This is a genomic window from Psychrobacillus sp. Z16_25, assembly GCF_056856695.1.
Genome location: NZ_JBXEOV010000009.1, coordinates 14844 through 26013, shown reverse-complemented (window position 1 = coordinate 26013; position 11170 = coordinate 14844). Strand labels below are relative to the sequence as shown.

At 36.6% G+C, this 11170-nt stretch carries 8 protein-coding genes and 1 tRNA gene; 8 read left to right on the top strand and 1 reads right to left on the bottom strand.

Translation table 11 applies throughout. From position 1 onward, the window contains the following. Positions 1-2 precede the first annotated feature (2 nt). The 6 genes from AC1VU3_RS10775 (at position 3) to AC1VU3_RS10750 (ending at position 5578) form a co-directional block, all read left to right on the top strand. Positions 3-125, top strand: coding sequence for a hypothetical protein (locus tag AC1VU3_RS10775; RefSeq protein ID WP_482983468.1), 123 nt, complete (start codon positions 3-5; stop codon positions 123-125). A 170-nt stretch (positions 126-295) separates the two neighbouring features. Then, positions 296-1519, top strand: coding sequence for a DUF819 family protein (locus AC1VU3_RS10770; RefSeq protein ID WP_482983467.1), 1224 nt, complete (start codon positions 296-298; stop codon positions 1517-1519). Positions 1520-1660: 141 nt separating this feature from the next. Next, the gene (locus AC1VU3_RS10765) at positions 1661-2821 is read left to right on the top strand and encodes a GerAB/ArcD/ProY family transporter (RefSeq protein ID WP_480387448.1); all 1161 of its coding nucleotides are present in this window, start codon (positions 1661-1663) and stop codon (positions 2819-2821) included. Further along, a complete protein-coding gene (locus AC1VU3_RS10760; protein ID WP_482983466.1) occupies positions 2818-4278 on the top strand; it encodes a spore germination protein in 1461 nt (486 codons plus the stop codon). Before AC1VU3_RS10765 ends, AC1VU3_RS10760 begins: the two co-directional genes overlap by 4 nt. Then, on the top strand, positions 4268-5422 hold the full coding sequence (locus AC1VU3_RS10755) for a Ger(x)C family spore germination protein (protein WP_482983465.1): 1155 nt from the start codon (positions 4268-4270) through the stop codon (positions 5420-5422). The genes AC1VU3_RS10760 and AC1VU3_RS10755 overlap by 11 nt, the downstream gene beginning before the upstream one ends. Before the next feature lie 82 nt (positions 5423-5504). Further along, positions 5505-5578 (top strand) — tRNA-Arg (locus AC1VU3_RS10750). Positions 5579-6152: 574 nt separating this feature from the next. Here AC1VU3_RS10750 and AC1VU3_RS10745 read toward each other — a convergent pair. After that, positions 6153-7382, bottom strand: a complete 1230-nt coding sequence (locus AC1VU3_RS10745) for an AraC family transcriptional regulator (RefSeq protein ID WP_482983464.1) — start codon at positions 7380-7382, stop codon at positions 6153-6155. Positions 7383-7668: 286 nt separating this feature from the next. Between AC1VU3_RS10745 and AC1VU3_RS10740 the strand changes: the two genes are divergently transcribed. Further along, positions 7669-9975, top strand: a complete 2307-nt coding sequence (locus AC1VU3_RS10740) for a glycoside hydrolase family 2 protein (RefSeq protein WP_482983463.1) — start codon at positions 7669-7671, stop codon at positions 9973-9975. Positions 9976-10073: 98 nt separating this feature from the next. Continuing rightward, entirely contained in the window at positions 10074-11084 is a 1011-nt protein-coding gene (locus AC1VU3_RS10735; RefSeq protein ID WP_482983462.1) for a sugar kinase, read from the top strand. The last annotated feature ends 86 nt before the right edge of the window (positions 11085-11170 follow it).

Here is an 11170-nt window from a genome sequence, read left to right as displayed (position 1 = left end):
CGATGCTACAAGTAATATTTATATTTGTTTTATTGCTAATTGTGATTGGTATAGCTAGTGGGGCACTGATGCTATGGGAAATTCCAACCCCTGTCTGGGAGAAAACAATAGCGATAAAAACATGATATGCCGATAAACATAGCTCAACGATATAACCGTCCTCGATTAATAAAGATTATACAAAGAAAGGCTCTTATTTTAGAAAAAGAATAGAGCTTTTTGTATTGATTTTTGAATAATCTGATTTATCGAGTTATAATAATATAGTATATACATAACAAGGGGGAGGAAAACGATGAGTCAAACGCTCATACAGGCAGATGATACAATCACGCTTTGGGGCATCATTGTGATTGTTGCATCCTTGAGTATTTTTTTAGAGCAGCGTTTTAGCTGGGCTGCTAAGATGACAGGAGCTATCATCGCGCTGTTGATTGCTATCTTGCTGTCCAATACGGGTATTATTCCAACTGAGTCTGCTGTTTATGATTCTGTTTGGGGAATTATTGTTCCATTAGCTATTCCATTACTTTTATTCCATGTGAATATTAAAAAGCTATTCAGAGAAAGCGGAAGGCTTTTGTTGATCTTCTTGATCAGCTCGATTGGTACGGTAGCAGGAACAATTTTAGCTTTTTTCGCTTTAAAGAATCATATCCCAATGCTCGATAAGCTTTCAGCTATGTTCAGCGCAAGTTATATAGGAGGAGGGGTTAACTTTGCTGCAATGGCAGCTAAGTTTGAAACTCCTGGTGAGCTGGTATCTTCAGCAGTAGTAGCGGACAATTTAAATATGGCATTATTATTTGTTATCTTAATGTTTATTCCTACTATCCATTTCTTCCGAAGTAAATATAAAACGCCACATATTGACTTGTTGGAAGCGGAGGGGACAACAAAGGATGAGAATTTAGCGAAGGCATATTGGAAGGCAAAAGAAATATCGTTAAAAGATATCGCTTTATCTGTGGGAATTGCTTTCGCTTTGGTTATTGTGGCAAAGAAAGTTTCTGGTTGGTTCGATACGCTAATACCATCAGGAGAGAATGTAAATTTTCTACTGAATCTTGTTAATGGCTTAATAGGTGACCAATATCTAATGCTAACTACGTTAACATTTTCAGCGTTGTTGTTGTTTCCGAAGTTTTTTGACGAGTTACGTGGAAGTCAGGAAATTGGAACTTATTTAATCCATATCTTTTTTGTAGTAATTGGTATTCCTGCTTCTATTCCATTAATTATCGAGAATGCACCTCTTTTATTAGTATTTGCCTTTATTATTGTGGTGATTAATCTGGTTGTTTCCTTAGTAGGGGCAAAAATTTTCAAGTTTGAATTAGAAGAAACACTCTTAGCAGTAAATGCAAATATCGGTGGGCCAACTACGGCGGCTGCACTTGCAATTGCGAAGGGATGGAGAAACTTGGTGGCTCCTATCCTTATTGTGGGTACGCTAGGTTATATTATCGGAAATTATGTGGGAACATTCTTAGGTTTGTGGTTAGAAGGGTTTCTATAGTTGTTCAATTTTAGAGCACTCCAAACAGCTGGCTGTTTGGGGTGTTTTTTCTTTCTTCAAATTTTCATGTGCTAAAACTTATATAATGCACTAATTTTGTCCAAACTGGGGAGTATCAAAAAGTGATAGAGGGTTTTCGGATTGAACAGAGTAGGGCCTATTAGTATATTGCATGTCATCGCCATCACCTTAACGGTGATTGGCTTAAAAAATCATGTTTCGATTCTCCCAGCGATGTTAGCCAATGGAGGGAGAGATGGATGGATGGCGGTTATTTTATCAGCTATTCTTATTTTTCCTTGGCTATTTCTTTTGATATACGTCCATAATCAATCAAAACAACAAAATATGAGGGAATGGATATTAGATACCGCCGGGCCTAGACATGGTAAGTTGCTTCTTTATATCATTAGTATATTTCTCGTTTTCTCAGCCGCAATTAGTATGCGAGAAGCAATCCAATGGATGAAAATGACTTTCTTACCATTAACCCCTCTCCTTATTTTGTTAATAGTATTTACGGTTTTGTGCATTCTATTAGCATCCAGCAATATACAAACGATTGCCATTCTCAACGTGATAGTTTTGCTTGGGGTGCTTATATTAGGTTTTTTTATTGCGTTTGTAAATATAACAGAAAAGGATCATTCACTATTATTACCTATGCTAGAGCATGGGATGGAACCAGTTTGGAAGGCCACTGTTTTCCCGGCATCAGGTTATACCGAGCTCCTTTTTCTTTTATTCATACAGCAGCATTTTAAAGATAAAATGAAGTGGCATCACTTGGCGATTCTATTGTTTTTAATAGGCGGATTAACTTTAGGCCCTCTAATTGGCGCCATTACCGAATTTGGTCCAGATGAAGCTGCAAAACAGCAATACCCTGCTTATGAGGAATGGGGGCTAGCAACAATAGGCCATTACATCGAGCATGTAGACTTTTTTTCCATTTATCAATGGCTTACAGGAGCTTTCATACGTGTTGGTGTTTTCTTATTTATCGTTGTTGAGTTACTTGAACTAAAACAAAAAAATAAGAAAAAGAAAATTTGGCTTGGACTAGCTCCTGCTTTTTTCTTTCTTTGTATTTATTTTGTTTGGCTGAACGATCAAATTTTCACAAAATTAAGAGGTCATTATTTTCTCGTTTTTTCTTTTGTTTTTACTTTTATCTTAGCCTTTATATTGGCAGGCATGGCCTATTATTCTAAGAAGAAAAAGAAAAATAATGAAAAGCAAGAGCGATCAGGGAGGAGAAGGCGAGCAAAATCGGTTGGGAAGGAGAAGGAGACTTCATGAAACAATCAGAGGGAACTATTGATTTAAAAACCTTGAAGGCATTATTTCAGAAGAATGCAGATATCAAGCATCAAACGTATCAATTTGGTAAGAATAAGGTCTTTTTTATCCATTGTGAATCAATGGTTGATGTCCAGCTGTTGAATGAAGTGGTAGTTCCACGGGTCCAAAAGCTTTGTGAGGATAAGAGTGACGAAGAGAAGTTTAGAGATGAAATTTTAAACCACCTTTATGTTCCTGGATTAAAAGAGGTAAATTCAAAGGACGACTTGATCACGGATGTGTTTAATGGCTTTCTACTCCTATATTTTGAAGAAGACGGCCTTTTGTTTACATGCAATATAGCAAAAAAACCAAATAGAAATCCAGAAGCATCTTCAATGGAGGTTCTGATTAAAGGACCTCGGGACAATTTTATAGAAAGCGTTCAGGTTAATACGGCGTTAATAAGGAAAAGACTTCCAACTAATTCGTTGGCAATAGAAAAGCTAGAAATAGGCACTAGATCAAAAACGAAGGTTTCCGTTCTTTACATGGATGACATTGTGGATAAAGAAATACTAGAAGATTTAATGAAGCAATTAAAACAGGTGGATATCGATATCATTGTTAGTGGTGAGTTATTAATGGAGATGGTGAATGTGACGTCTCCCTTTATTCCGAGAAATGACTACACTGGTAGACCCGATTATGCAGTTCAGTCATTAATCAGGGGAAGGATTGTTATCTTAATAGATGGTGTCTCCTATGCGATTATTACTCCTGTAAATTTGTTGATGCTACTTAAATCGGGAGAGGATATAGAATATCCTGTTGCTTTCAGCTCTGCTGAACGGTTATTAAGGGTGCTTGGATTAATCTTGGGATTAATACTACCAGCTTTTTGGCTAGCACTCACTAGTTTCCATCAGGATCAGCTCCCTTTTCAGCTTCTAGCAACCATTTCTCAAAACAATTCTGGTCTCCCACTTCCGTCAGTTGTAGAAATGCTAGTAATGCTTGTCATGTTCGAGCTATTTAGGGAGGCAGGTCTTCGATTACCATCCGTCATAGGAGGTACGATAAGTGTTGTTGGCGGTTTGATTGTTGGGGATGCGGCAATTCGAGCAGGTTTAACAAGTCCAGCTATGATTGTGATTCTTGCTATTTCTACTATTTCTACCTTTACTTTGGTAAATCAATCTTTGGTAACTGCAGTAAGTATTATTCGCATAATGTTTATTCTAGTTACGTCACTCTTGGGATTGTTTGGATTTTTTGTTTGTCTGTATGCGTTAATTTTATATTTATCGAATATACGAATTTTTGGGGTTCCATTTATGAATATAGGAACCGATCTTAGCTTTTCTACTATGAAAAAAACCCTATTAAGGCTAAGCCCTAAAAATTATATGAAGAGACCAAGCAACTTAGATACACAAGATAAGAACAGGGGAGAAGATGACAATGCAAACTAGAATAATAAAGCTTTGTATACTGTTAGCTTTTCTTCCGTTGTTGTCTAGCTGCTGGGATGCTAATGAACCAAATAGAATGCGCTATATTTATGGAATTGGAGTAGATTATAAAGATGGAAAATACGAACTGTATACTCAAATACTAGATTTTGTAAATATTGCAAAGACCGAATCTCCCCAACAGGATGCTTTACAGGTAGAGGTAACGAAGGGGACGGGGGATACAATAGAAGAGGCAATTTTTGATGTATACCATTCAATAGATTTAAAAATATTCTGGGGGCATATGACCTATATGGTGTTTTCGGAGGAGGCGTTAAAGGAAGGAAGGGCAGATAATGTCATTAATTCATTTATTCGTAATAGAGATACAAGATATCAGGCATGGATTTATGCAACATCAGATCCTGTGGAAGATATTTTGCTTTTAAATCCTTTGTTTAATAATGCAATGACTAGATTACGGCTTGTTGATCCTATGAGCTCTTACAAACAAGAATCATTTATCGAGCCTATGAATTTACGCAAATTAATCATTAATTTAAATGAGCCCTCTCATGAAGTGAACATCCCCTATATCACCATGAAGGATTGGAAGACAGAGAAAGGCGAAGACCAGCTACCAGAAGTAGCCGGTGTTGCAACCATTAGCTCAAAGGAACTAAAAGGTATTATTAAGGATGACAAAGTTCGCGGTCTTCAATGGATGACAAAAGAAACCATACGTGGAGAGGTGACGCATAAAAGAGAAGAAGAGGGAGACTATATCGCTGCAATGGTGGATAACCTTAAAATTAAAGTAAAACCATTTGAGGAACAAGGACAAGTATATTTTGATATAAAACTAAATATGAATGTTCTACTAGGCAGTTTTGAAGGCAAGATTTCTGCCGATGAAGTGAAAAAGAATGTAAAAGAACAATTAAAGTACGAAATTAAAGAGACATATAAAGAAAGCCTAAAGCATGATATAGATATTTATCGACTATCAGAATATGTCTATCGACATGAGCTTGATATGTGGAGGAAATATCAAAAGGATGGAAAGGTAGAACTGACAGAGGACTCCATTCGCTCTCTTACGATAGAAATCAATAAAGTTTACAGTGGTAGAAAGAAATTTAAAGCTACAATTGAAAAATAATAAAAAACGATATTGACTTTTATTAAAAAGTGCCAGATAATATATATTGTCTTTCATTTCTTTAAAGAAACGAAAAACAATTGTCTCGGTAGCTCAGCAGGATAGAGCAACGGCCTTCTAAGCCGTCGGTCGGGGGTTCGAATCCCTCCCGGGACGTCATAGGAAAAATACCCAAACTTTTGTAAGTAGTGGTTTGGGGATGATAAGAGGTACTCCCACAATGGTAGGATTGTGTGGGAGTATCTTTTTTGAGTTTTGGAAAAAACTATTGGTTTTTGTCATAGATTCTAAGCTAGTTAAAATTTATCAATCAAATTTTTAGCTTTAGTAGTAAACAATAACTGGTTCGTAGCAGCGTCCGCGACTCCAGCAGGTGCAGGGTGGTGAGCAAGACAGTACAGACGTACGCGCAAGCGTTGGGTGCTGGCTTGCCTTGTGGAGGGAAAATTAAGAACGTTACATCGTGTGACAACGTTTTCCTGACCAACATCCTGTTGGCCTCCACTCCAAGCGTTCGATGCAGCGGAGAACCTAAGCGGAAAGCTATTACAATTCTTATCAATAACTAAGAATTATAATTGCTTTTCACTCGTTTTGTTCTTCATCATCTTATTTTATTTTACAAGAAAGCCTTGAGTTTTGAAAAGTTGCTAAAAGCGAGGAAGTCGATTATTCACTTCCTCGCTTTTTTTATATGAATTTTCATTTATGTCTATAGTTTTTCCCATACCTAATCAAAAGGATGATTACGCCTATATTGGGAAGGGGTCATACCAGTTATTTTCTTAAATACTCTACTGAAATAATTTACATCGTTGAACCCGACTATAAAAGCAATTTCTGTGATACTGGTAGAGTTAGTTTGTAAATAAACCTTTGCGGCTTCAATTCGATGTTGATTAATGAAATCAATCAAGCTCATTCCGGTATCTTCTTTAAACTTTCGTGAAAGGTGGGAGTCGTTCACGTGAATGGTTTCTGCAATTCCCTGTAGAGTAAGAGGGCTTTCGAGGTGTAATTTGATGTAATTAACAGCTTTCTGGACAATAGCACTGTATTTTCTGGTTGAATGTTCACTTACAAGATCACAATATTCTATCACCATCTTCTTCTTTAGATCCTTCAGATATGGTAAATTATTCGCTCTTTCAATTAAAATAGCAAATTTCTCAGAAATATTGTGTATATAAATTGGATGTACTCCACCGTTCTGAGCTGCAATTCTACATAAGGTATTCATCACAACTAATAAATTTTTAAAGCCTCTGAGAGGGCTTTCTGGTAATCGTTTATCTAATTGCGTATAACTTAGTTCGTTTATTAGTTTCCTTAACTCCTCTTTATTGCCTCTAGATATAGCTTCCATTAATATTTTTTCATTTTTATAACGCAGTTCGATAATATCAACGCTTTTTACAATATCTTCTTTTAGTTTTCCCTTATTTTTCACTGGATGTAAGGAACTAGAGGTAATTAGCTGAGAAGGAAGGTATGTATGATTAACTAAATTCACAAGGGTTGCACCAATACTGCTAGCAGTACCACTACTCACAATTGGGAGTGATTTATAAAACTCCTTTAATGAGTTATGTTCGCTTACCGGTAAATTATTATAAGATATTACACTGCTAACATAGTAGTCGTTAGGAACTGTAGCCACAAAGGGTCCTACAATAATCCCTCCATACAATAAATTATTTCTCCATATCCCCACACTTATATAATCAAGTCCATAAGTGTTTGTGTGATAGTAATAAGCCGTGGGGGGGTGCTTCTCAAGCGTTTCGGTAATCTTGAAATATTTTACATCGTTTTTTTGTAAGCTCGCGGGCATAGTAAGTCTATCTAATTGAAATAGTATATTTTCCTCTTGATCGATTAGTTTCACATCAAGTTTTGTCAACGAAAAGATTATATTGCATATTCGAAAGAAATCTTCATATTTAAAGGATTGGTCCATCCTTTTATCACCTCTTCCATGTTTACTTCCTAATTATTATGTCCCAATCTGTACAAAATACGCATAATATGTGCTAAAAGATGCAAGATAATACGATAAAAAATAAATGCTTGAGTAATACAATATAAACTGTTAAACGCACATTTTACAAGTTGAAATTTATTTTTAATGGAATGTAAGCGCTACCTTCATCAGTTTACATACTGATTAAATCTTACTTTCGATACTTGTTCTATGAGTTTTTAGCGCTACCTCAAGTCTTAATACTATACAAGGAGTAAAAAGAATGAGAAAAATTTTTAATTTGAACACTGCTTGGAAGTTTAGCAAACAAGATGTAGAAAGTGCTTCAGCTAAAACATTTAACGATCAAGATTGGGAAAATGTAAGCGTTCCACACACATGGAATGCAATAGACGGAGCAAATGGGTTTGATTTTTACAAAGGTGCTTGCTGGTACCGTAAAGAATTTTTGGTAGACACTTTGGCCTCTGGAAATAAGGTATTTATTGAATTCAACGGAAGTAATAGTGTGACGGACGTCTATGTAAATGGACAACACATGGGTCAACACCGTGGCGGTTATTCTACATTCCGTTTTGATATTACGGATGTCATTGAATTTGGCAAGCCTAATACGCTTGCAGTAAAAGTGGATAACACAGTTGTAGAGGATGTTTATCCGCAAATGGCTGACTTCACATTCTTTGGAGGAATTTACCGAGATGTGAACCTTGTAATTGCTAATCCAGTTCATTTTGATTTAATGGATTACGGCTCTCAAGGTGTTTATATTGTACAAGATGAAGTGAACGAAGAAAAAGCATCTCTTACGATTAAATCTAAATTAGTGAATGATTTGGAAGAAGAGAAGAAAGTACGTGTGTGGATAGACTTATTAGATTCTGAAGGCAATAAGGTTGCATACGCAGCAAAAGAGGTAGTTTTATCTGCTGGAGAAAACCAAGAAGTTCACATGCCAGCTACAATTGAAAATCCTATATTATGGGATGGACTAAAAAATGCCTATATGTATAAAGCACATATTACATTAACAAGCTTCAATGATGTGGTGGACGAGCTAATTATACCTTTCGGAGTAAGATATTTCGAAGTTGATTCAGAAAAAGGATTCTTCTTGAATGGTAAACCGTTACGTCTAAATGGTGTTTCAAGACACCAAGATCGTAAAGACATGGGTTGGGCAATCACACATAAAGAACATGATGAAGATATGGCTTTGATTAAAGAAGTTGGAGCTACATCCATTCGATTGGCTCATTATCAACATGATCAATATTTCTACGATCTATGTGACCGTGAAGGAATGGTTGTATGGGCAGAAATTCCATTCATTTCTATTATGTCTAAGACAGAATTAGAGGGAATTAATGCGAAACAACAAATGATTGAGCTTATTCGTCAAAACTTCAATCATCCCTCCATCATGTTCTGGGGCATCCAAAATGAGATTCAAATCGGTGGAGACCGCCCAGAAGTGCGTAGAGTCGTAAAAGAATTAAATGAACTGACAAAGCAAGAGGACCCAACTCGTTTAACAACGATGGCTAACGTAATGATGGTTCCTGATACGGATGAGTATAACTACCTAACGGATATCGTTGGTTATAACAAATACTACGGCTGGTACCAAGGGAAAGCGGAAGATTTCGCTGAGTGGCTAGATGGTTTCCATGCAATTAACCCACAGGTGAAGCTTGGAATTTCCGAGTATGGTGCTGAAGGAATCATTGAGTATCACACAAATGATCCACAAGTGAAGGATTATACAGAAGAATACCACGCACTATACCATGAAAAAGTATGGAAAATTTTCTCCGAACGTCCATACCTATGGTCAACTTATGTGTGGAATATGTTTGACTTTGGTGCAAACATTCGTGATGAAGGTGGCGTGAAAGGTCGTAACAATAAAGGGCTAATTACTTACGACCGTAAGATTAAGAAAGATGCTTTCTATATGTACAAAGCAAACTGGTCTACAGAAAAATTTGTTCACATTACAAGCAAACGTTTTGTAGATCGCTCTGATGAAGTTATCAAGGTGAAGGTATATTCAAACTGTAATCAAGTGATGCTTCTTGTAAATGGTAAGGAGGTTAAAGCAACTTCAAGCGATAACCATATCTTTATCTTTGAAAATGTAGTGTTAAATGCTGGCTTAAACGAAGTGAAAGCTATTGCAACAGAAGGATCTTTAGAATGCGTAGATGTAGCTTACTTCAATAAAGTAACAGAACCAAATCCAAGCTATGAGTGCCCTGAAGAAGGGAAAGGCGGAGTTGTGGCTAACTGGTTCGATATGCCGGATCTAGAAGATGTAGAAATGGGAGAGATTATCATCACGGATGATGTATACTCCACACGTTGTTCTTTAGGTGAGTTATTCGCAAATGAAGAAACAAAAGCAGTACTAAATAAATATCTAGCTGGTTTTGGTCCTGATCACCCGATGTTCGGCATGATGGAAGGTACATCAATTAATGATATTGCTTCATTAGCAGAAGAAATATTTACGGATAAATTAATGTACGCCCTAAATAAGGAATTAACGAAAATTAAAAAATCCTAAGTAGGCAAAAAGTAATAAGCAGAACAACTAGTTGAATATTCAGCTAGCTGTTCTGCCTAAACTATTTGAACATACATTCTGAAAGTGATGGTGCAAAAATGAAGTCAATACTGTTATTCGGTGAAATATTAATGCGATTAACGCCATACAAAAACCGACTTCTCACGCAGGCTAGCCAATTAGAAATAGAATTTGGAGGATCTGAAGCGAACATTGCTGTCGCCCTAAGCAATTGGGGAACCAAAGCTTCCTATACAACTTGTGTACCTGATAATAATTTGGGATTAGCAGCAATTATGCAATTACGTAAATTTGGCGTAAATACAGATTATGTTGTGCATAAAGGTCAAAGATTGGGCTTATATTTTGTCGAGCAAGGTTACTCGTCTCGTCCGACAGAAGTTATTTATGACCGTCAAAACTCGGCCTTTGTTGAAGCACTCCCGAGTGATTATCAATTCGAGGAAATGCTAGAAAATGTGAAATGGGTTCATCTAAGCGGTATTAGCATGGGAGTTAGTAAGCAAGCTCGTGAGGTTACTTTAAAACTCGCTAAATTAGCTCAAGAGAAGGGTATTAAAGTAAGCTTTGATTTTAATTATCGAACGAAGATTTGGAGTATTGAAGAAGCAAGGGACGCTTTTTTGGAAATTTTACCTTATGTCAATGTTTGTTTTGGAAGCTATTTAGATGCCTATACCATTCATGAGCTGCATGGGAAACAACCAAGAGTTGAAACGCTAGCTGAAAAACTAGTTATTCTAAAAGAATTCTGTGAAGAATTTGGTCTAGATGCATTTTTTACAACAGAGCGAGAAGTTCTAGGGGACAACGCACAGAAGTTAAGCTGTGCAGTTGTTACGAGCAACGAGCAACATATGCTAGGTCCCGTTAAAGTAAATGTGCTCGAGCGGATTGGAACAGGAGACTCTTTCGTCGCAGGAGTTTTATATGGTTTAAATAACTCCTTTAGTCTAACCGAAACACTGGACTTTGCTTTATCATCTTTTGCTTTGAAGCATACAATCGTTGGTGACTTCCAAGTCGCAAGCAAACAGGCTGTCCAAGATTTTGATATTAATGGCAAACAAGTTGTTATTAAAAGATAAGTATTACCTCTAAAAAGTTACACATACTAAGGCTATAAAAAAGTATGAGTGTTGCTCATACCTAAACGAGTAATACTCGTACACGT

Coding starts and splice junctions, on each gene's coding strand:
- AC1VU3_RS10740 (WP_482983463.1), top strand. CDS start 7,669: ATGAGAAAAATTTTTAATTTGAACACTGCTTGGAAGTTTAGCAAACAA.
- AC1VU3_RS10760 (WP_482983466.1), top strand. CDS start 2,818: ATGAAACAATCAGAGGGAACTATTGATTTAAAAACCTTGAAGGCATTA.
- AC1VU3_RS10745 (WP_482983464.1), bottom strand. CDS start 7,382: ATGGACCAATCCTTTAAATATGAAGATTTCTTTCGAATATGCAATATA.
- AC1VU3_RS10755 (WP_482983465.1), top strand. CDS start 4,268: ATGCAAACTAGAATAATAAAGCTTTGTATACTGTTAGCTTTTCTTCCG.
- AC1VU3_RS10770 (WP_482983467.1), top strand. CDS start 296: ATGAGTCAAACGCTCATACAGGCAGATGATACAATCACGCTTTGGGGC.
- AC1VU3_RS10775 (WP_482983468.1), top strand. CDS start 3: ATGCTACAAGTAATATTTATATTTGTTTTATTGCTAATTGTGATTGGT.
- AC1VU3_RS10735 (WP_482983462.1), top strand. CDS start 10,074: ATGAAGTCAATACTGTTATTCGGTGAAATATTAATGCGATTAACGCCA.